The sequence below is a fragment of the Nostoc sp. 2RC genome (assembly GCF_014222165.1).
Classification (GTDB): Bacteria; Cyanobacteriota; Cyanobacteriia; order Cyanobacteriales; family Nostocaceae; genus Nostoc; species Nostoc linckia.
Genome location: NZ_JACKZU010000054.1, coordinates 1 through 22,714, shown reverse-complemented (window position 1 = coordinate 22,714; position 22,714 = coordinate 1). Strand labels below are relative to the sequence as shown.

Sequence of the window (22,714 nt, the reverse complement as noted above, 5' to 3'; positions counted from 1 at the left end):
ATATAAGGGCTTGCTGGCATGAGACTATCTGAGTTAGATCCACTCATACCGCTAACTGAGTTAAAAGAAGAACTCTTGAAATTACCAAAAGGTTATTCGTTTTATGAAGAAGAATTGGTAGATTTCCTATCCAGACGAAGATGGCCTGAAAGTAATCGCCGCATCGATAGAACAACTTTTTGGCGGTGGCGGAACGACAACGGAATTGAACATCAAAAAGTATTCAGCAGATTGGATATATTGAAACTCTGCCAAATTTGCGACCACTATCGAATAGATGGAACTCGCAGCGAATACTTAGCGATTATTAAAAGCAAAAAAGAAGCAGTGCTTAACAAATAAAGTCAGAATTCAAAATTCAGAATTCAGAATTCAGAATTCAGAATTCAGAAGTCAGAATGCGTTATCCACAGCTGTGCTAACAGAATTCAGGAGCGGAGCAATAAAAGCTCCGCCAAGAATTCTGGATTCAAAATCAAAGTTAGAGATACTCCGCGGAGCCTTCAGAATAACTGGAAAATTAATGGTGTTACAACTATTTGATTTTCTCAAAATTCTGAATTGCATCTAAATTTCATAAATTCACTGATTCTGAATTCTGATTCTTGACAATGTAATCCATAAAACTAAAAAGAAATTCTGAATTCTGAATTCTATTTTATTCCGTAACTTCAGAAGATAATTATGATACCAAAACAAAAAGAATCATTTATTAAACCATTCATTAAACCTATAAGTTGGTCATCAGCCATGTTAGCAGGTATTATGGCTGTAGCTACCGTTGGGGTTTCACTTTATACTTTTTCAAAATTTCAGCTGTTTTCTAAAGAAGAGCCTGTAGTTACTTCTAGTAGTCCTCCTAAAATGACTGCTGTTTCCGCCTTAGGACGTTTAGAACCTCAAGGAGAAGTTATTCGCCTGTCTGCTCCCGAATCCCAAGCAGGTGTTCGAGTCACAAAACTGCTGGTAAATAAAGGAGATAGGGTGCAGGAGGGGCAAATAGTTGCACTTTTGGACACTTATTTTCCTCGTCTTGCAGCTTTAGAAAAAGCTCAACAACAGGTTGTAGTTGCTCAAGCTAGTCTCAATCAAGTAAAAGCGGGAGCAAAAGCTGGAGATATCTCTGCACAACAAGCAACCATCGCTCGTTTAGAAGCTGAGTTAGAGGGAGAAACTTCTGCACAACAAGCAACCATCGCTCGTTTGGAGGCAGAATTGCGTAACGCTGAAAGTGAAAATCAGCGATATCAGAAGTTATACAAAGATGGTGCGATTTCTGCTTCCGATGCAGATGCTAAACGTTTGCGACTCGATACCGTTCAGCAGCAGCTCAATGAAGCTAAAGCTTCTCTGCGTCGCACTATCGAAACCCTACAAAAGCAATTAATCGAGGCCAGAGCCAGACTCAAGAGTATAGCTGAAGTTCGCCCCACTGATATTGCAGCAGCACAAGCTGATGTTGAAAGCGCCATCGCCTCTGTTAAACAGGCTCAGGCAGAATGGGATTTAAGCGTGGTGCGATCGCCCATAACCGGACAAATCATGAAAATTAATACTTGGCCCGGAGAAATTATCGGTACTACGGGAATAGCTGATATAGGTCGCACACAACAAATGTATGTCGTTGCAGAAGTCTATGAAACTGATATCCAAAAAGTGCGTCTAGGTCAATCAGCCATTATTAGTAGTGATGTTTTTCCAGGAACATTACGAGGAAAAGTTGCTGATATTGGTTTACAAGTCGGTAAACAAAATATCTTTAATAACGCTATCCAAGCAGACACAGACAACAAAATAGTTGATGTCAAAATTCGCATTGATAACCCAGAAGATAATCAAAAAGCGGCTGGTTTGAGTGACTTACAAGTAGAAGTCATGATTTATCTTTGACACCAAATTACAAATACTTTGATTCTCCAGCTTAATCATCAATAAGCATATCAATAAATTAGGGGATATGAAAAATAAAAGTAAGGGCGAATACAACACTTAACAATTAGCACTCCCAATGACTAATACCAATTTGAAAAATGATTGTGACAGATGGATTAATAAAAGCTGCATGTAAAATAAAATCCTCTATTCAAAATCTCAAATTTGTACTGAGCCTGTCGTTGGCGCAGCCTCTCGTAGAGAAGTATCTAAAATTCAAAATGGTATAATTTGTATCCTTGAGGTTCACTAAATGATTCTCTATATACCTCTAGCTTGGCTACAACTAGCCCGACAAAAAATTCGCTTTCTTGTAGCATTAGCTGGGATTGCTTTTGTGGCAGTTCTGATGTTTATGCAAATTGGTTTCCAAGATGCTCTCTATGACAGCGCTACACAGTTACATAACAATTTAGAAGGAGATTTATTTTTAATTAGTGCCCAATATAAATCTTTGACATCTAATCAAAGCTTTGGTCGTGTATATTTATATCAATTAATGGGTTTTGAAAGTGTAGAATCAGTCAGCCCTTTATATGTGCAATTTGCCAAATTTAAGAATCCAGATAATGGGTTAAAATATCCAGTATACGTACTTGGATTCGATCCAGTAAAATCAATTTTTAAATTTCCCCATCTTCAAGAAAAATTGAATTTAATTAAAATTCCTAACATTGTTTTATTTGACCAGGATTCTCGACCAGAATTTGGAGCGATCGCTAAACATTTTCAGGAAGGCAAAACTGTAAGAGTTGAAATATATACTTATACTGGATTGGTTGGTTATAAAGTTAAAATTGGTGGTTTATTTAGTTTAGGCCCTTCCTTTGGAGTTGATGGAAATTTAATTGTTAGTTCTTCAAGTTTTTTGAGGATATTTCAAGATCGTTCTGTAGAAAAAATAGATATAGGCTTAATTAAACTCAAACCTAATGCTAATCCCGAAAAAGTTTTGGCAGATTTATCAATCAATTTACCTAAAGACGTAAAACTTATTACAAAAAAAGACTTTATTGCTCTAGAAAAAAGCTATTGGTCTTTGAGAACGCCCATCGGCTTTGTATTTAACTTGATGGTTTTAATGGGGTTTGTTGTTGGTGTCATCGTTGTCTATCAAATCCTTTACAGTAATATTTCAAGTCATTTAACTGAATATGCAACCTTAAAAGCAATGGGGTTTAAAAACAAATATTTATTAAGTGTGGTTTTTAAACAAGCTCTAATTTTAGCATCTTTGGGTTATGTTCCAGGTTTTATTATCTCTATAGGTCTGTATGATATTTCCAAAAATGCCACTAAATTGCCAGTTATTATGAGTACTGACAAAGCAATACTAGTATTAATTTCAGCAATTCTTATGTGTTTGACTTCTGCATTTTTATCTACAAATAAACTCAGAAAAGTAGATCCAGCAGATATTTTTTAGATAATATATGTTTGATAAAAGATGAAACAAAAACATATTGTTAGTATCAAAAACCTCAATCACTATTTTGGGGAAAAAAAAATTCGTACCCAAACATTATTCGATGTTAATTTTCATATCAAATTTGGCGAAATTGTGATCATGACTGGGCCATCAGGGTCAGGAAAAACAACCTTACTGACTTTAATTGGTGGGTTACGTTCTGTTCAAGAGGGAAGTCTGAAATTTTTGGGTCACGAGCTTTTTGGAGCTAGTAATGAGCAATTAGTTAAAGTACGTCGCCATATTGGCTATATTTTTCAAGCTCATAACTTATTAGATTTTTTAACAGCTAGACAAAATGTTCAAATGTCCCTAGAATTACACAAAAATATTTCTGAATCGGAAGCTCGTAGCAAATCAGAAGCCATACTCAATGCTGTTAAATTAGAAAATAGAGTTAATTACTACCCATCCGATTTATCTGGAGGACAAAAACAACGGGTAGCCATTGCGCGTGCTTTAGTCAGTCATCCTAAATTGGTTTTAGCTGATGAACCTACTGCTGCTTTAGATAGCAAAACTGGTCGAGATGTTGTGACTCTAATGCAGGAACTAGCTAAAGAACAGAATTGTGCAATTTTAATGGTTACTCACGACAACAGAATTTTAGATATTGCCGATCGCATAATCCACATGGAAGATGGTCATCTAGTAAAAGAAGTTTTACAATAGCTTAAATCAAACAAAATTAACCAATAATATTCCCGATTTTTGCAAGAAGTCGGGAATTGAAGTAAATTGTCATATAGTAATCACAAATAATTTGTGAAATATTACGTATTAGGGTTGTTGACAGTCAACAGTCAACCATTAACACCGATATCGCTCACAACTCAAATAGGATTGCTATATATCCTTAGTTGCAATCCAATCGCTAATAAAAATATTCCCTAAGTCTCAAGTTAGACATCCCCAAAGTATGAAGTTATAAATTATAAAATCAAAGAAGATATATAAATAATATAAATCAATGAAGTGTCAGCAGTTGATACTATCTGCTTGTTTCAGATTCAGAATTTTTGGGGATAATTGCGAATTTGCAACTTTAACTACATAAAGTATAAAATTATATGGTAAAAGATTTGATTTTTTGTTTGCACGAAGCAGCTTTAGAGTTCATATTTAAAAAATCTTCAACGCCCAAAGATGTTTCCGAATGTTATATAAATCCTCCTTGTGAATGCACGAATCCAGGGCGAAATATTCAATGTGAAGATTGTGTCTATCTTGAGGCTTGTTTATCTAGTTTTAAGCGATGAAATTTTTGGCGATCGCTAATTAGCTCCTTTGATATAGTTAGTTTTGTTCTGATGATAGAAGTTTGGGAAAACTACAGCATATATTCTATTCTAAGAGTGCAATAAATCAATGAGAAATGCTTATTTAACGTTTAGAATGACGAGTGTTTGACGTTAAAATCATTGTCTCAATCTACTTTATTAGTAGCAATTTGAGTAGAAAATATCAGTTTTCAACATCAACAAACCACAGCAATCTAGAACATACAAGGAACTATAATCGTGAAACCTTTTGATTTTTCTAAAACTGTTTTGGCTAGTCTCTTTGCCATCAGTTTTGCTGCTGCATCCTTACCGGTTACTGTTTCTGCCCAAACCGGAACCTCTGGTAGTGGCACTAGCTCAGGAACTACTTCCGGTACTGGCACAACTGGCACCGGCACAACAAGTACTGGTACAACTGGTACTGGTACAACTGGTACTGGCACCGGAACAGGCATAAATAGTACTGGTACAACTGGAACCGATACAACTGGAACCGGAACAGGCATAAATGGCACTGGCACAACTGGTACTGGAACGGGTACAACTGGTACTGGAACGGGTACAACTGGCACTGGAACCGGCATAAATGGTACTGGCACAACTGGCACTGGAACCGGCATAAATGGTACTGGTATTACTGGCACCGATACAACTGGCACTGGAACAGGTACAACTGGTACTGGAACAGGCATAAATGGTACTGGTACTACTGGTACAACTGGCACCGATACAACTGGTACTGGGACAACCACAGATGGCACTGGTACTGGTATTACAGGTAGTGATGGTACTGGCACTACTACAGATGGCACTGGTACAACAGGTACTAACAGAAATACAGGTGTCACCACTTATCAGGAAAATAGTGGTGGTGGTTCCAATTGGGGTTGGTTAGGTTTGCTTGGTCTAGCTGGTTTAGCAGGTTTGGCTCGTAATGGTGAAAAACCGCGCGCTTATAACGACCCTAATGAAGTAACTACTTCTCGTTATAAATAAGCTAATCACACCCCACTATTAATACGGTTCGGTTAAAGGGGAAAGGGCAAAGGGACTCATGTTTCAAATACATCCAAATCCCTTTACCCCTTAACCTTTTCCCAGACCACAAGGGAAGTTCATACTGCTTATCCGAACCGTATTGATCCCACTATGATGTAGAGACGTTGCAATGCAACGTTTCTATTTTTGTGAAGAGCTAATAAATTAAAGCAAACTAGCAGAGTTAACATCCAAAAATAATGTTGCTTGGGATTGTTGACGAAGAATAGAAGCCGGACACTCTGTGGTTATAGCTCCTTGCAACATTTGTTTGACCACATTAGCTTTACGTGTTTCGGGAGCGAGACAAATAATTTTTTTGGCTGAACAAATTGTTGGAATAGTAACAGTAAAAGCGTATTGGGGGACAGTTTCAATATTTGGAAAGTGACCCGTGTTTACTTGTTGCTGGCGGTTGACTCGATCTAATTTTACTAATTTGATGCTGTAAGGATCTTGAAAATTTGCTACTGCTGGATCGTTAAAAGCCAAATGTCCATTTTCGCCAACACCAAGACAGCACAAGTCAATTGGTTGTGCTTGCAATAATTTAGTGTAGCGATCGCATTCTGACACTGGTTGCAATGCATCACCTTCTATATAGTGAAATTCCTTAGGAGCAACCCTTTTCTCTACACGTTCTCGCATATAACGCCGGAAACTTGCAGAATGCTCCGCACTAATTCCCAAATATTCATCTAAGTGCAACAGAATAATCCGCGACCAATCTACACCACCCAATTTAATTAAAGCATCAAGAAATTTTAGCTGGGAATTACCAGTGGCTAACAATACAGCTGCTGTATCCTGTTCAGTGAGAATTTGCTGTAAATATTGTTGAGTGATTTCTGCAACTGACAACGCCATTTCAACTTCAGAGTTGTAAATCTGCACTAATAAATCATCAACGCGAAAAAAGTTTATAGCGGCTACCATTTGGTTACACAGAAGGTTATCAATAGAGTTGACTGTTGACGGTAAATTACATGGACTTTTAAGGGTGGGATGAACTTCAATCCCTTATTTAGTTATAAAAGATAGATTTTAGGATTTAAAAATTAATTGGCGACTCTTAAGGTAACTCCAAAAAATAAATTATTGCAATTCAGGTTGTTGAGTGTTCACTAGATTCCTTGCATAAGTCGGGAAAAGGGGAAGGGTAAAGGGGGAAAGCTTTAGTATTTTCCCTTTCCCCGGTTGGTGAACTTGTCGAACCATTAACCTTTTCCCACAAGAGTCCAAAAAGCAGTTTTGCAAGAGGTCTACTGTTGACTCCTGACTGTCAACATTTAACAGTCTTCTGTGGAATATTTTTTTACTTGGAAGTCTCTAAGATGAGGTTAAGATACTACACTTCGTAAACAAATTTCTTCTCTAGTCCCTAATCCCCAATCTCCAGTTCCTTGTATTCACAAAAGAATAATTACTAAAAGACAAAAACAATGTAAACTATGTAAATAAAGTTAACATTTATTTACATAGTACCAAACATTATGCTGGCTGCAATTCTTTTTGACTTAGACGGCACAATTGTCAACAGCGACCCCATACACTATCAAGCTTGGAAAGAAATGCTACAAAATTTCAGCATAGAAATAGATGAGACATTTTATAAATCGAAAATTAGCGGACGGCTAAATCCTGAAATTGTTCGAGACATTCTGCCACAATTATCACTCACAGAAGGAGAAGAATTTGCAGATGAAAAAGAGGCTCTTTTCCGCAAATTCGCCTCTGAACTACAACCTTTGAGTGGATTTTCGGAACTATTAGCATGGACACAGACACATCAATTAAAACGTGCATTAGTGACTAATGCCCCAAGATTAAATGCAGAATATATGCTAGAAGTTTTGGGAATAAAAGAAGCTTTCCATACAATTGTTTTAGCGGATGATTGTATCGCAGGTAAACCAGACCCCGCACCTTACCAAGTTGCTTTAAACAAGTTAGGAATTCAACCAGAGGAAGCCATCGCTCTCGAAGATTCTCCCTCTGGAATTCGCGCAGCTGTGGGCGCAAATATTCGCACCATCGGTATAGCCTCTACCCACAATCCCCAAATTCTACAGGAAGTCGGCGCATTTCTGGCGATTCCAGATTTTACCGATTTGCAGCTATGGACATTGCTCAACTCTCTCATTGAACCAAATGTAACTGCGATCGCTTCTAATTTCTGAGTCCAAAACCCAAAACTTTGACAGTAGTAGTTCGCCAAGTCAACTTAGCTCTTTAAAGGGTAAAGGGTAAAGGTTTTAAATCCCTTACCCTTTTCGCCTTTCCCTTTCCCCAGCCCTCACCCAGCAAAGTTAACTTGTCAAACTACTATTTATTTTTCTGCCAAAATCGCGTAAATTTCCCGCTTCACTTGGTCTAAAAGCTCGCGTACTCGATTGATTCGCTCTACATTACCACTGCGGGCAACCTGTACCACCACACCAGCTAATTCTGTTGCAGCATTCCGCAACTCAATCAACTCTTGCGGCTTACCTGTGATGAAACTTTTGAAGCTATCCCAAGGAGAATCTGAAGTTTCTTGTTGGGTGCGTTCTGCTAAAAGTTGCCTACCCTCATCTGTAATGGTGTAAACCCGCTTACCGCCTTCTTGTGAGCTAGTTAAATAACCCCCTTCTTCCAGTAATTGCAGTGTTGGATACACTGAACCAGGACTGAGGCGACGGAAACCACCATAACGAGTTTCCATCTCTTTAATCAGGTCGTAACCATGACTGGGATGTTCGGATAACAACTCCAACAAGATGAACTTAATATCACCCCGACGAGTCCGATATTCATCCGGCCAACCACGACCAAAAGTTTCATCACGAAAGTGTTTGCCATGATGTTTACCATGCTCTTTGCGATGCTCAAAGCGAGACTTGACAAACAAAAAATCATCTTCACTAACTCCTGCCCATGCAGGTGCGCCAAAGCGCGATCGAAAGTGTCTAAACATAAATCAATTTTCAATCAACTTTCTCTACTATACGATATATCGGAATACATCGCGATATATCGGAATAGAATTTTGAGGAAGATTTGTTGCAAGTAGTAGAGACAGCAATTGATAGGGATTACCAAGAAATAAATTATCTACTCTTGTGGGGCGGGCGTCTCGCCCGCCCGTAGACAAGGAGATGTCCACCCCACAAGAAAAGTTGTATATTTTTTATTTGTCAGTCCCTAGTAGTCTGCCAACCCAAAAATGTTAGGTGGAGGTTGGGTAAAGGTTAATGGTTCGACAAGCTCACCAACCGGGAAAAGGGTAAGGGATAAAAAACCTTTCCCCTTTGCCCCTTTCCCTTTCCCCCGCCCAGTTGGCGTACTACTAGTGTCTTTGGGGGATTACATACGCAACGCAGAGGCACAGCATTGCTGTGCCTCAAAAAAAGAATTTTTACAAATTGGTAATCTATTACACTTTGATGCTGTGAACACCTCACAGCTAACCGTCAACTGTCAACCGTCAACAACTAACACAAAAAGATATACCGCCTAAAATGGCAAATTAAGCTTTCACCTTAGCTTTTGACCAGACACCATTTTCATCTTCATCATATTGCTGGCGAACAGTTTCCCAGGCCGCTTGTTCAGCGTTAAACTCATCACTTTTTTCATTGAGTACAGCGTTATAGCGGTCAATGAATGTACGTTGAGCTTCACTAGAAAGATGAGCGCGAACTTCAGGTGACAAGTCATCTGGGCTGTTGCACACTCCCGGACAAGGACGAGCCAGGGTTTTTTCAATTACCTGAATTTCTTCGCCACCGGCACTTTCTAGGAGCAATTGAAATTCCCCGGTGCGATCGCTTGGAACTTCTGCCATCAATAAGAATTCACCAGCTTGTAAGCGAGTTTGGTAAATAGCGGCCTTATCTTCTGGCATTCCTAAAGTAGTCAGAACCGATACTAAACCGGCTCCTGCACTACCGGCGATCGCTCCACTAGCAGCCCCTAACAACACTGCACCAATGGGCCCGGCTGCCACAATTGAGCCAACAAAAGGAATAAATAGTACACCCACACCCGTGAGCAAACTGAGGAAGGAACCAAACAAGGAACCAAAAACTGCCCCTGTTCTTAAGCCTCCCAGAATCACATCCTTTTTACTAATAAAGCCAGAAATTCGAGTTTCGGACTGGAAATTTCTGCCCATCACCGAAATACGATCTCTAGGTACACCTCTATCTAATAAACGTCTAATAACATCATCTATTTGCTTTTGTTCTTTGAATACAGCAGAAATAGTACGTTCTGCTTGATATACTTCTGACATTTAAATACTCCTGGGAATATGTTGTTTTTGCTGTATTTATAGTCATGGGCAAGGGTATGGGGTGTAGGGTGTCGGATGTGAGGAAAATCACTTCTCCCTACACCAACAGACTTATCTAGACTTTCAGGGAACTCCAAACAAAAAATAAATTATTCCGGTGAAAGTGTTGACTGTTGACTGTTAACCGTCACCAGTCAACAGTCAACAGTCCCTAAATATCCAATTCACAACCCAAAATCTAAAATCTCAAATTGATTACACACCTACAGGAGTTTTAGTTTCTGTTGCTGGCTGTGTACCGTCTCCCTCAAGTGCTTGTCCTTCAATAAATGAGCGCAACATCCAAGCCATTTCCTCATGTTCTTCCATCAATCCAGTCAGAAAATCAGCAGTTCCTTGATCGTGGAACTGTTCGCCAGAGCGATCGACATGATCTCTGAGGTTGCGAATCACTTGCTCGTGATCTTGCACTAAATTAGCTACCATTCCTGTTGCAGTGGGAACATTACCACCATGTTCCTTGAGGGTAGCAATTTTGAGAAATCCTTCCATTGTACCAACTGGATAACCACCCAAAGCACGAACCCGTTCTGCTAAAGCATCGATATTTTCAGTCAGCTTTTCGTAGTGTTCTTCCCATAGCTGGTGTAAAGAACGGAATTGAGGGCCAACAACGTCCCAATGGTACTTTTTGGTTTTTACTAACAGTAAATAGGCATCTGCCAAATCTTGATTTAACAGATTAATTACACCTTCACGCTGTTCTTGTGTCAAACCAATATTAATCGCACGCATTATTTTTCATCCCTAGACAAACTTATTATTTATTAACATCCCAAATTTGCAACAACATCTACATCAACCAAAGGGTGCATTATCAGTTGAAATTAGTTAGCATATTTATAATTAACCCTATGTCTTAGTAGGTAGTATAGCAATCCTATTTGATTTACAAACTAATGGTGGAGGTAGGAAATAGGGTTGTGGAAACGGGGAATAGATTTGTTTGGATCTTACTTTATACCTTATATAAATAAAAATTAGCCATAAGTGACCTTTTATCCAATCACTTATGACTATTGAAAAATTACCAAAATCAAGTATTAATTATGTTACTTACCTGTAACTTTGTCTAACACATTTTTGATACTTTCTTCCACTGAGGTTGCGCTCTGTGAATTTTCAGGACGTTTTTGTTTGTCAATGTCAGCGGTTCCTTGAACTTCATTGAGTCCTCCTTGAGTCTTCTCTTGAGTCTCTTCAAGTCCAATTGGTGGTTTTCTAGCAGCTTCGTCAGTTTGGCGCTGAATATCAAGCAGTTGTGTTTCTCCTTCGGTAGGCTTGCTTTGGTAGCTATCGATCGCAAAAGCAGGATAAGCACTGGAGAACAACATTAAAGCGCAGGTAAAAGCCACAACTAAAAAACGTACTGGGCGCAAAATAGATAAAACAGAAGCAATAACTTTCATTTGAAATCCTCGATAACAGCGTTAACTACGCAAGACATTTACTCTATGGGCAAGGCTTGTGCTTTTATCTGGTAAACTTTACCAGTAAAACTCGTCAGCAATGCTCCAATCTAGAAGTTACTGAAAAATCAACCTGAACAACTTAACCTTTGTATTTGTGTATTCACTAACTTCAAACAGTTAATGAGTAGTTACCTCTGGCAAGTTCTTCATTTAATTTCCAACTGACTTAATTTTTACTTTGAAGACTATCAGGGATACATCAATCTGTAGAATGAAGTCACTACTATCCATAGTTAGAAAAAAATCATTCTCTAGGTATATCGACTTATCTACGAGACGCTGAAGCTAGTTTGCTCTCTCACATAAATACCTTTGAAAAAAGAAAAATATTTGTTACAGCACTCATCAATTCATGCCGGTTAAATCATGCGAGTTAAATAAAGTATAACTACTCATAGCGATTGTTAAATATTGACTGTCAACAGCCGCTTATCTTCTAAACAGTGTCATTAAATAGGTATCAATTATTATTTAGAATTTTTTTTATATTTAACTGAATATCTGGTACAATTACGAAAGTTAGGGATAAAATTTCTTGGCTACAACGTGCGTATGTTGCAGAACAAGAAAAAGTGGTTCGCGGGTAACGAGAGAACTGATTTAGTAGATATCCACAGTGTTTTAAATAGACTAAGATTCTTTTTTCTACAAACAGCTTGACTGTATTGAAGGAAGTTTCTTATGGCATTTTTCCCCATAATTTGTGACAGATTATTGTGGTCTAGTTACAAGCCACATTTCCTTGTGGATGGGGCGTTCGGTACTTTCCAACAACAACATAAGGGAACTCCAAAAAATCAATTATTCCGCTTAAAGTGTTGACGTTCACAGTTAACTGTTGACAATTTCAATGGAATATTTTTTACTTGGGAATTCCTAAGAGGTGCCATTTTTTGCACCTGCCGATCGGCGATCGCCTGAGTATACTTTCTCAGGTGGATCTCTTGGTGCTGTGTAGTATCTATTCACAGTTGATACCCAGAGAGCTTTTTTCGCATATCTGCAATTTTTTCAACAAACTCTGAGAGTGGCATATCACCTAATACGGTTCGGTTAAAGGAAAAAGGGGAAAGGTTTCAAATACATCCAAATCCCCTTACCCTTTAACCTTTTCCCAGACCACAAGGTAAGTTCATACTGCTTATCCGAACCGTATTGGCATATCACCTAAACGCAAGTCAGCTAGGTAATTCATCTATTGTCCATATTTAGGAGCATCAAAATGAAATCAATTCTTGAGTTGATCGAAAAAAAGAATCAGGAATATGCTCAATTACCATTTTTTAAGTATATGGAAGATGAGACAATTAACCCACGGCAGAAATTGGCATTTGCCCCTGTGATTGCTCCACTGGCGATGGAATTCAGTGAATTGTGCAAAAGAATTCTCAGAGATGAGCCAACAACTGATTACATTCAAGAGATGGTGAATGTGCATACCCACGAAGAACATTTCCACTGGCAATGGTTACTGGAAGACATGGAGAAGATGGGAATTGACTATCCTATGCGGTTCAGCGATGCGGTGCGATTTCTGTGGAGCGAACATACCTTGGTTTCTCGTTCCATGTTACCTTTATTCGAGCGCTATACTCGTGGAGCGCATCCAATTATCAAATTAGTTGCCATTGAAGTCTCTGAAGTGACAGCCAATGTCTTTTTCCGTTCCACTAAATATGCAGCCCTGCAACTACAAGAAACGACTCAAGCAGAGTTCCGTTATTTTGGAATGCGGCATAACCATATCGAAAATACTCACACACTCCACACTCCAGCTTCTTTGCAAACAATGAGAGACATTGAAGTGCCAGAGGAAATTCGTCAACAAATCTTGGAATTCATTGATGTGGCCTTTGAGTATTTTACAGACTTGATCGATGAGTTTTTCGCCTATATTACCACCCATTCTTATCAAGAACCCTTTGCTAGAGTTTATCAATCCGAGCGATCGCTAAGACCTGTCTAAACTATCTGTGCAATGGAGGGGAGTCTGGTATTTCGGGAAAATAATACTCCATTGGGGCTAAATTTGTGACGCTATCCCCGACTCCCTTCGCTCAATAGACTTCTAAGAGAATAGGACTTACGCAAAAACTCTCTCAAACCCTCTTTCTTCGTGTCCTTCTCTGACGAGACGCTGCGCGAATGTGTTCTTTGTGGTTCGTTCTTCCGTGACCTTTGCGTAAGTCCTGGAGAAGTCGGGAAAAGGCGAAGGGGAAAGGGGGAAAGGTTTGGTATTTTCCCTTTCCCCAATCAAGATGCATTCCTTTGACCACAAAAGTGCTTTTTGCGCTCTTGTTTAATTAACGGTAATTGTTACAGCGTAAACAGCGTTGCGTTGTCCTTCAATGGGTTGAATTGCTCCATTAGAGTCAGTAGCCCGACTCATCAAGTTATATTTTCCTCGCGTTGGTGGAGTCCATTGAAACGTGAATCTCTGCCATGCATATTGCAACCTTGCTTCAACTTCAGCAGCTTGCCAAGTTATGCCGCCATCCATACTGACATCAACCGATGTGATGTCACTGTGTGCCCATGCCCAGCCCCAAAGTGTATGGGGTTGAAGATTTAATACTTGATTTTGGTGAGGATGAACAATCACAGACTCCGGAGCAACTTCCCAAACAGGCTTTAAAGTCGTACCATCCCCACCAACTCCATCGTTATAGAAGGTCGTCGTAAAGATTCCTGGCGATCGCTTATCTGTCACATAAATATTCGAGAGCCATTTCACCGAGTTGGTGCCATAGTAACCTGGAACAACAAGCCGCAACGGGAAACCCCGCTCTAGGGATAGAGGTTTACCGTTTATCTTATACGCCAGTAGCACATCCTTATGTAATGCTTTTTCCAGAGGAATATCTTTAATATAAAAATCACTAGAAACTCCCTCATAAACACCCCCATCAAGTCCTACAAACCAGACATAACGTGCTTGGGGTTTAACTTGCAGTTGATTGAGAATTGCTCCCAGGGAAACACCCCCCCATGTAACATTACTAATAGTTCTAGTTGGAAGTGTGGGTTGCAGTGGGTTACCGGAACATTGATGAAAAACGGTTAATTCCCGATACTCCATATTCAGCAAATTCTCATATGACAATTCCAGACTTTGCTCTACTAATCCCGAAATTTTCAATCTCCATCGTTCAATGTCAATATTTGGAATTCCCATATGACTGATGAGGAACAGCTGGTTTTCAGCAGTAATAAAAGACTCAAGATCATGAACACCCAGTGGAAAGTTTATAATCATTCCCACATAGCTCATGCTTTTGTTTTCTAAAGAATTATCGAACTCATTCATTTAAACAACATGCCAAAAATGAGCTTTTAATATTGTATTATATTGTGTTACATTTAAGTACTGATGATTAGACCTGCCTTAAAAATAGGGCATTGGGCATGAGAAGATTGATTTTTAAGGCAGCCCCGATGAAAACATTTTTCATCACCATGCATGTAAGTAGTTATTATATGTTCCCTGTTTCCTGTTTCCTGTTCCCTACTTACAAGTCAGAAGTCTATTGAGTAATACAATCTCCCCTTGAGTATGGTGGTTGGGTAATTTTTGTTTTTGTGACAAATATTTAGATAAATTGCGATTTAACTGGTGGATTAGGGAAAACTACACTCAGATTATTTATCCAGTAACGACTCCTATGGTACTAAATCTAGTCAATGTTTCTGGCTATCGGATTAGTGAAATTATTTATACTAGTAACCGTACCCTGGTTTACCGAGGTTGGCGAGAATCTGATGAAACACCAATTGTAATTAAACTTCTGAAAAATCCCTATCCCAGCCCCATTGAATTGGCTCAATTTAGGAATCAGTACGCAATTACTAATATTTTAAATGTCCCTGGTGTTGTTCGGATATATAGCCTAGAGAATTTTCAAAATCGGCTAGCCTTGATTTTGGAAGACTTTGGTGGAATTCCTTTGAAGGAGTACGCTGCTTTTAAAAACAAAGGACTTTATCAAATAGATAATCAAAAAAATTTATTGACTGAGTTTTTACAGATTGCCATCGCCCTTGCTGATATTTTGGCGGATCTCTACCATCATCAAATCATCCACAAGGATATTAAGCCTGCAAATATTTTAATTAATCCGACTACAAAGCAAGTCAGAATCATCGACTTTAGCATTGCTTCGTTATTAACCAGAGAAACCCAACTTTCAACCAGTCCGACTGTTTTAGAGGGAACTATCGCTTATCTCTCCCCCGAACAAACCGGACGAATGAACCGAGGGATTGATTACCGCACTGACTTCTATTCCCTGGGAGTCACCTTCTATGAGTTATTGACGGGGCAATTACCATTTCAATCTTATGATTTGATGGAATTAGTGCATTGTCACATAGCCAAACAACCAACACCTGTCGATGGTCTCAATCCTATTATTCCTCCCCAACTATCAGAAATTATCAATAAATTGATGGCGAAGAACGCCGAAGACCGCTATCAAAGTGCATTGGGGCTAAAGCACGATTTAGAAACTTGTTTGTGTCAATTACAGGAAGGTGGCGATATTCTCCTGTTCCAACTAGGGGAAAAAGATGTTTGCGATCGCTTTGTAATTCCAGAAAAACTTTATGGTCGTGAAGTAGAAGTTGCAAACCTCCTAGCAAGTTTTGAGCGAGTGCGTCAAGGAACTTCTGAATTGATGCTGATAGCAGGTTCCTCTGGCATTGGTAAAACGGCAATTGTCAATGAAGTCCACAAACCCATTACCCGTCAGCGCGGATATTTTATTAAGGGCAAATTCGATCAATTTAATCGTAATATTCCTTTTTTAGCTTTAGTCCAAGCCTTTCGAGACTTAATGACACAATTGCTCACAGAAAGCGATGCTCAAATTGCTCAATGGAAAATTAAAATTTTAGCCACATTGGGAGAAAGTGCCCAGGTAATTATCGAGGTGATTCCAGAACTCGAACGCATTATTGGTAAACAGCCTGCTGTGCCTGAATTATCTGGTAGTGCTGTTCAAAGCCGCTTCAATTTGTTGTTTCAGAAATTCATTCAAGTATTTACAACCCAAGAACATCCCCTGGTGATTTTCCTAGATGACTTACAGTGGGCAGATTCCGCTTCTTTAAAGCTGACGCACCTGTTGATGAGTGAAACAAACAATTGTTATTTGCTGGTGATTGGAGCATATCGAGATAATGAAGTCAGTGCAGCACATCCCCTGATGTTAACCATTGAGCAGATGCGTCAAGAAGGGATTAGAGTTAATAACATTATTCTTTCTCCACTGAGTGAGACTGAACTTAATGAAATGATTGGGGATACACTGAAATATTCGCCAGAACAAGCACTTGCAATTACTCATCTGGTGTATCAAAAGACCAAAGGCAATCCATTTTTTACCAATCAATTTCTTAAATCGCTCCATGAAGATGGATTAATAACCTTTGCCACTAAAACAGGAAATTGGCAGTGCAATATTCCTTACATCCGGACGCTTTCTTTTACACAAGATGTTGTGGAGTTTGTGAAGCTGCAACTCCAAAAATTACCACCGCAGACTCAGGATGTTCTCAAATTTGCTGCCTGTATCGGCAATCAATTTGATTTAGAAACTCTGTCGGTGGTGTACGAACAATCTCCAACAGAAACCGCATTGGCCCTTTGGCCAGCCTTGAAGGATGAATTAATTTTACCTAACGGAGAAGGATATAAATTATTTCAAAATCAGCCCGTCATGGCAACTAATTATTTATCCTGTGAGAACAACCCACAAATCACAGATGCTAACGGTTCCATAACCATCAGTTATAAATTTCTCCACGATCGCGTCCAACAAGCTGCTTATTCATTAATTCCAGCAAATCAAAAAGCAGCAACACACCTGAAAATTGGTCAACAGCTGTTGAGCAATACCCCAGAAACAAAGCTCGAAGAAGTCATTTTTGAAATTGTCAACCAACTCAACATCGGCATAGAACTAATCGTAGCCCAGGGCGATCGCTTACGCTTGGCACAACTCAACCTACTGGCGGGAAGGAAAGCCAAGTCTTCCACAGCTTACTGGGTAGCAATTGAATATTTAACTGCTGGCATTAGTTTATTAAAAGCTGACTGTTGGCAAAGCCAATATGATTTAGCTTTAGCATTGCACGAATCAGCTGCTGATGCTGCTTACCTTGGTGGAGCCTATGCACAGATGGAAGAATTCGCTCAAACAGTGATGCAGCAAGTGAAAACACCAGTGGATTTAGTTGGCATTTACGAAACCAAAATCCAAGCATACACAGCCCAAAATGATGTACTGGGAGCGATTGCCATTGCTCGCCAGGGAATGAGTCAATTGGGCTTGGTTTTCCCAGAAATACCCACCCCCGAAGACATTGGGCAAGCTCTTGAGGAAATCGCCACCTTAATTGCTGGACATGAAATTGCCCAATTAGTTGACTTACCACTAATGACAGCAAAAGACAAGCTAGCAATTACCCGAATTGTAGCCAATGTTGCCCCCGCTGTTTACATTGCTGAGCCGAATCTATTTCCCCTACTCATCCTGTCCCAAGTCAAAGCATCTATTCAGTATGGCAATGCCCCATTTTCTGCCTTTTGTTATGCCTGTTATGGCATTTTGTTACAAGGAATTCTTCAGGATATTGACACAGCCCATCAAGTCGGCAACTTGGCTTTGGCACTAACGGATAAATTTAACATTAGCGATGTTAAACCTACAGTCTTTTATGTCGTGGGTGCTTTTATCACCTATTTGAAGTCTCCTCTGGAAAAATCCTTACAATTGATGCTGGAGGGCTATAAAATTGCCTTAGAAACTGGAAACTTATACTACGTAGGCTTCAATACCAAAGACATCTGCCAGTATTCTTATTTTATGGGTCGAGAGTTGAACTCCTTAGAACAAGAGATACGGGCTTACACTCATGTTTTGGAAAATTTTAAGCAAGGCACAACCCTCAACTACTGTCGGATCTTCTGGCAAGCGGTTTTGAATTTGCTAGGCAAAACTGAGAACCTCTGTCATCTCCAAGGAGAGGCTCTCCAGGAATCAGAATTTGCCACTCAATTAATTAACGCCAAAGAATTTACTGGGCTGCACTATTTCTTATTGCATCAGTTGATTCTTTGTTATCTATTTGAAAATCTCCCTCAAGCAATAGAAACAGCCGCTCAAGCCAGAGAATATCTAGTTGCGGGCACTGGTTATGCCACTGTGCCGATATTTTATTTCTATGATTCACTAACAGCTGTTTGTGAATATTCCCAAACTACAGTTTCTCGCCAAGAACAGCTGCTGGCAAGAGTCAGAGACAACCAGAGCAGAATGCAGACTTGGGCGCACCATGCACCCATGAATTATTTGCACAAATTTCAATTAGTACAAGCCGAACAATGTCGTGTTTTGAGACAAATGGGCGAGGCTGTGGATCTCTACGACAAAGCAATTACTGGGGCGAAACTCAATGGCTATATTCAGGAAGAAGCCCTAGCCAACGAACTGGCTGCTCGATTTTATTTAGAATGGAACAAAGAGCCGATCGCTCAAATGTACCTCACAAATGCCTATTACTGTTACCTTAACTGGGGAGCGGTGGCTAAAGTCAGGCATTTGGAACAGCAATATCCTCACTTGTTGGCTGCGATCCTAGAGCAAGATGAAATTAGTAATTCTATTGTCAATCGAACTACCACAATTGGATTGGGAAGCAGCAGTACTAGTGTGACTGAAGCTTTAGATTTAGCAACAGTGATCAAAGCTTCTCACACACTGGCTGGAGAAATTGAATTAGAAAAGCTGTTGACGACCTTAATGCAGGTGGTAATTGAAAATGCTGGGGCTGAAAAATCTGCACTTTTGCTCCTTCAAGAAGATAATTGGGTAGTTGCGGCTCAAAAAAACAACGAAGCAACCACACAAACAACTATTACCAATCAAAGTCTTGATTCAGAGAGTGTCATCAACTTACACTCCCTTCCTCTTGAGGCGAGTCAAGATATTCCCAAAACCGTTGTCAACTATGTCTCGCGTACCAAAGAAACCCTTGTACTAGATGATGCTCGTACAGAAATCACCTTTGTCAACGATCCCTACATCATTCAATACCAACCAAAAAGCTTGCTGTGTACGCCGATTCACAATCGTGGCAAACTCATTGGCATCTTATATTTAGAAAACAGTTTAACAACTGGAGTCTTTACCCAAAAACGTCTTGAGGTTCTGCATCTGCTAACATCCCAAACTGCCATATCGCTGCAAAATGCTATGCTCTATAACAATCTAGCTGTGGCAAAAGCTCAACTAGAAGAGTATAGCCATAGTTTAGAGCATAAGGTACAGCAAAGAACTCAAGAATTGAATGATAAAAATCAACATCTATCAGCAGCTTTAGAGGAACTGAAACGCACGCAAACCCAATTAATTCAAACTGAAAAAATGTCTTCTCTAGGGCAAATGGTGGCGGGTGTTGCCCATGAAATTAATAACCCAATTAATTTTATCTATGCCAACCTCACCCATGCCAATGAATATTTTCAACAGATGTTGCATATAATCGAACTGTATCACCGCTACTATCCTCAACCTGTGGCGGAAATTGAAGAACAACTAGAATCAACAGATTTAAATTTCCTCAAATTAGACCTGCAAAAATTGTTGGAATCAATGAAAGTAGGAGCAGTTCGGATTCGTCAGATTGTGCTTTCTCTCCGCAATTTTGCACGGTTAGATGAAGCGGCAATGAAACCTGTGAATATTCACGAAGGAATTGATAGTACTTTGCTTGTGTTGCATCATCGTCTAGAAAAAAAACCATATCGCCCCGCCATCAATGTGATTAAGGAGTATGAAAATTTACCAGAAGTTAATTGCTATGCCAGTCAGATAAATCAGGTGTTTATGAATATTTTGAACAATGCTATTGATGCTTTGGATTGCTCATTTTATATCAACGAAGGAGCAAATCAACAACTCAAAATTCCCACAATTAAAATTCGTACTCAGATGATTAATTCTCATACAATCAACATTGAAATTGTAGATAATGGAATTGGAATGTCTGAGGAGGTGAAGCAACGATTATTTGACCCATTCTTTACAACAAAACCTGTGGGGGGAGGAACGGGTTTAGGATTATCCATTAGTTATTCTATTATGGAAAAACATGGTGGACGACTAAATGTCAAATCAGAACTAGGACAAGGGGCAGAGTTTTCGCTTTTACTTCCCGTAAGGGCGGACGGCCGTTAGCCCCTACTGTGAACCGTCAACCGTCAACAGTCAACACTCACCAACTTTCATTGAACTCACGTTAAGTTAAATTCCGTGACTTTTACCAATTACCCAATTACGTCGGAAAAAACGGGCTAAGGCTGACTCTTCTAGTGATAAATAAATTGGGCGGCCATGGGGACAGGTGCGGGGGTTGCGAGTGCGTTGCCAATCATCTAAAAGTGTCTGCATTTGTTGTAGATTCAATGGCGTACCGTTCCGAATTGCACTGCGACAAGCCACAGCAACTTGCGCTGTTTGTAAGTCACCTCCCAAACTCAATTCTAAAATGGCTTCTGCACAATCTTGGCGTTGCTGTAACATTGCGGGTAGGTTACGAACAGCCCAAAGTTGTTCGCCAAAGGGTTCTATATCTAAGCCGATGCGTTGCAATTGGGATACTTGCGCTGGGGACAAGTGATAAAGAATAATCGGCGGTTCAACACAAACTAGTTGCCAACGATCGCATAATTGCTCATATAAAACTCGTTCGTGGGCAATGTGCTGTTCCACTAACCATATTCCACCAGAATGTTCGGCAACTATGTAAGTATTATTTACTTGTGCCACAGCTTTTAGAGAGTTAGGAGTTGAGAGTGGAGAGTTAGGAATTTTGTCATCGCCGTTGGGATTTTGAGGATTGAAATTGTAACCGCCTTTAGCTTCTGCGGCCTTGAGTAATTTACTTACTCTTGTGGTGTGGACAGTTTCTTTGAGATTGGCAGCAGAAATTTGTAGTGCTTGGTTAATTCCTGCGATAATTTGTTCTTGCCAATAAATTATTTCATTGAGATAAATTTCTGTTTTTGCAGGATTACGATTCCAATTAATTTGATCTGGCGAAATCACAAGATGCAGAAAACAAATTGGATAGCGATCGCGTGGTAATGTTTTGTGAAATGCTGATAATATTGTCTGCTCTAATTCTGCTGACTTCACCATACGTCCGTTAATGGCCACACGTACCCAATCTGGACGATGGCGATGGCAGCGATCGGGTAATCCTACTACTAAGTTTAGTGTTGAGTGGGGAGAGAGTGAGGAGTGAGGAGTGAGGAGTGAGGAGTTAGGAGTATTGGGGAGAGAGTGAGGAGTGGGGAGTTCTGAGTTTACCGGGTTGGGTACTTCGAGTTTGACTTCTTGCAAATCGCCCTGTCGGACTTGGGGTAAGATCTGCGGTAGTAGTTGCCCGGTTGTGGCAGTTCTTGAGATGGTGAACCATTGGCGATCATTTTGGCAAATTTGCCAGGTGACGCGGGGATGACACAAGGCAATTTGGTGAATTGTTGCTTGCACGGCTTTCATTTGCTGTGCTGTTGTCGGTAGTCCCTGACGACGAGATGAACAATTACCGAAAAGATTGGAAACTGTCACCACTGTACCAGGGGCAATGGCAGTTACTTCCACTTGCCTAACTTCTCCGCCATAGCCGTAGACTACTCGCCACCCTAATTTTCCACCCGCAGGACGGCTCAAAATTTCTAAATCTGCCAGATTCGTTAAACTATGTAAAGCTTCACCCCGAAAACCCAAGCTGTTAATTTTCCACAAATCGGCACTAGAACGAATTTTACTGGTACTGTGGGCTGTGGCTGCTTGTTGCAAATCCTCTAGGTTCATTCCACAACCATTGTCTGCAACGCGAATTCGCCATTGTTCTGGCCATAGGGAAACTATAATTCGTGTTGCACCTGCGTCTAGGGAATTTTCCACTAATTCCCGCACTACAGAGGCTAGAGAGTCAATGACCTCTCCTGCTGTAATCAGATATACAACTTCTTTTGGTAGAGCTTGAATAGTAGATGCCATAAGTTATAGTTTATAGCTTCTGGCGACAGAGAGATTGAGAGGGGTGAGCGAAAAAAGGTGTGGGGAGTGTGGGAAGTGTGGGGAGTGTGGGGAGTGTGGAGGGTAATTTTTTGGAT

Annotated in this window: 15 protein-coding genes; 8 read left to right on the top strand and 7 right to left on the bottom strand. The window is 39.9% G+C overall.

The features are described from left to right. The first annotated feature begins 18 nt into the window (after positions 1 to 18). From GNE10_RS09055 to GNE10_RS09035, 5 genes are all read left to right on the top strand, one after another. Positions 19 to 342: a hypothetical protein gene (locus GNE10_RS09055; protein ID WP_099067520.1), complete on the top strand. Its 324-nt coding sequence runs from the start codon at positions 19 to 21 to the stop codon at positions 340 to 342. Between the two features lie 342 nt (positions 343 to 684). Beyond that, positions 685 to 1,890: an ABC exporter membrane fusion protein gene (locus GNE10_RS09050; protein WP_185564729.1), complete on the top strand. Its 1,206-nt coding sequence runs from the start codon at positions 685 to 687 to the stop codon at positions 1,888 to 1,890. Between the two features lie 295 nt (positions 1,891 to 2,185). After that, positions 2,186 to 3,358, top strand: coding sequence for an ABC transporter permease DevC (devC, locus tag GNE10_RS09045; protein ID WP_099067518.1), 1,173 nt, complete (start codon positions 2,186 to 2,188; stop codon positions 3,356 to 3,358). Between the two features lie 21 nt (positions 3,359 to 3,379). Further along, positions 3,380 to 4,072, top strand: coding sequence for a DevA family ABC transporter ATP-binding protein (locus GNE10_RS09040; protein ID WP_185564727.1), 693 nt, complete (start codon positions 3,380 to 3,382; stop codon positions 4,070 to 4,072). A gap of 848 nt (positions 4,073 to 4,920) precedes the next feature. Next, complete coding sequence (locus tag GNE10_RS09035) at positions 4,921 to 5,679, top strand: WGxxGxxG-CTERM domain-containing protein (protein WP_185564724.1); 759 nt, start codon at positions 4,921 to 4,923, stop codon at positions 5,677 to 5,679. Between the two features lie 207 nt (positions 5,680 to 5,886). On the opposite strand, the gene GNE10_RS09030 is transcribed toward GNE10_RS09035, so the two are convergent. Then, a complete protein-coding gene (locus tag GNE10_RS09030; protein WP_185564722.1) occupies positions 5,887 to 6,657 on the bottom strand; it encodes a glucosamine-6-phosphate deaminase in 771 nt (256 codons plus the stop codon). 557 nt (positions 6,658 to 7,214) lie between these two features. Between GNE10_RS09030 and GNE10_RS09025 the strand changes: the two genes are divergently transcribed. Next, entirely contained in the window at positions 7,215 to 7,901 is a 687-nt protein-coding gene (locus GNE10_RS09025) for an HAD family phosphatase (protein ID WP_185564719.1), read from the top strand. A gap of 149 nt (positions 7,902 to 8,050) precedes the next feature. Here GNE10_RS09025 and GNE10_RS09020 read toward each other — a convergent pair whose 3' ends face one another. The 4 genes from GNE10_RS09020 to GNE10_RS09005 form a co-directional block, all read right to left on the bottom strand. Further along, a complete protein-coding gene (locus GNE10_RS09020; protein WP_185564717.1) occupies positions 8,051 to 8,677 on the bottom strand; it encodes a PadR family transcriptional regulator in 627 nt (208 codons plus the stop codon). A gap of 552 nt (positions 8,678 to 9,229) precedes the next feature. After that, a complete protein-coding gene (locus tag GNE10_RS09015; RefSeq protein WP_185564715.1) occupies positions 9,230 to 9,997 on the bottom strand; it encodes a ChaB family protein in 768 nt (255 codons plus the stop codon). 255 nt (positions 9,998 to 10,252) lie between these two features. Continuing rightward, positions 10,253 to 10,792, bottom strand: coding sequence for a Dps family protein (locus tag GNE10_RS09010; protein ID WP_099067437.1), 540 nt, complete (start codon positions 10,790 to 10,792; stop codon positions 10,253 to 10,255). Positions 10,793 to 11,109: 317 nt separating this feature from the next. After that, a complete protein-coding gene (locus GNE10_RS09005) occupies positions 11,110 to 11,466 on the bottom strand; it encodes a hypothetical protein (RefSeq protein ID WP_099067436.1) in 357 nt (118 codons plus the stop codon). 1,285 nt (positions 11,467 to 12,751) lie between these two features. Between GNE10_RS09005 and GNE10_RS09000 the strand changes: the two genes are divergently transcribed. Next, the gene (locus GNE10_RS09000) at positions 12,752 to 13,495 is read left to right on the top strand and encodes a hypothetical protein (protein ID WP_185564712.1); all 744 of its coding nucleotides are present in this window, start codon (positions 12,752 to 12,754) and stop codon (positions 13,493 to 13,495) included. Between the two features lie 333 nt (positions 13,496 to 13,828). Here GNE10_RS09000 and GNE10_RS08995 read toward each other — a convergent pair whose 3' ends face one another. Continuing rightward, complete coding sequence (locus GNE10_RS08995; protein ID WP_185564710.1) at positions 13,829 to 14,836, bottom strand: molybdopterin-dependent oxidoreductase; 1,008 nt, start codon at positions 14,834 to 14,836, stop codon at positions 13,829 to 13,831. Between the two features lie 355 nt (positions 14,837 to 15,191). On the opposite strand from GNE10_RS08995, the gene GNE10_RS08990 reads away from it, so the two are divergent. Next, on the top strand, positions 15,192 to 20,768 hold the full coding sequence (locus tag GNE10_RS08990) for an ATP-binding sensor histidine kinase (RefSeq protein WP_185564709.1): 5,577 nt from the start codon (positions 15,192 to 15,194) through the stop codon (positions 20,766 to 20,768). 66 nt (positions 20,769 to 20,834) lie between these two features. On the opposite strand, the gene mutL is transcribed toward GNE10_RS08990, so the two are convergent. Continuing rightward, positions 20,835 to 22,598 carry a DNA mismatch repair endonuclease MutL gene (mutL, locus tag GNE10_RS08985; protein ID WP_185564708.1) on the bottom strand — a complete coding sequence of 588 codons (1,764 nt, stop codon included), beginning with the start codon at positions 22,596 to 22,598 and terminating at the stop codon, positions 20,835 to 20,837. Between the last annotated feature and the right edge of the window lie 116 nt (positions 22,599 to 22,714).